General features: G+C 50.3%; 1 tRNA gene. It reads left to right on the forward strand.

The window, feature by feature from the left end:
- The first annotated feature begins 111 nt into the window (after nucleotides 1–111).
- Nucleotides 112–188: transfer RNA gene (locus tag BFF94_RS37600), tRNA-Ile, on the forward strand.
- The last annotated feature ends 323 nt before the right edge of the window (nucleotides 189–511 follow it).

The raw sequence follows: 511 nt of genomic DNA on the forward strand, positions 1-511 counted from the left end.
GTCGTAACAAGGTAGCCGTATCGGAAGGTGCGGCTGGATCACCTCCTTTCTAGAGCTTCTCGCAAAGTTGAGCGCTCACGCTTATCGGCTGTAAATTAAAGACAGACTCAGGGGTCTGTAGCTCAGTCGGTTAGAGCACCGTCTTGATAAGGCGGGGGTCGTTGGTTCGAATCCAACCAGACCCACCATTGTCTGGCGGTAACACCTGAGGTCATCTGTACATGGGGGCATAGCTCAGCTGGGAGAGCAACTGCTTTGAGAGCAGGGGGTAGTGGGTTCGATGCCGTATGCCTCCACCAATCCACAATGACAAGCGTGCGACTTGGGTCGAATCCTTGTCATGGGCGATTGAGCCAGTCAGAGGATATCAACAGATATCGGCTGTCGTTCTTTAACAATCTGGAAGAAGTAAGTAATTTGGATAGCGGAAGCGTCTTGAGATGGACGTGGAAACTATCCGGGTTGTGATTGTATCGATGTATCTCAAGATGATTCGAACTCTATGTTTGAC

This window comes from Burkholderia catarinensis, assembly GCF_001883705.2.
Taxonomy (GTDB): domain Bacteria; phylum Pseudomonadota; class Gammaproteobacteria; order Burkholderiales; family Burkholderiaceae; genus Burkholderia; species Burkholderia catarinensis.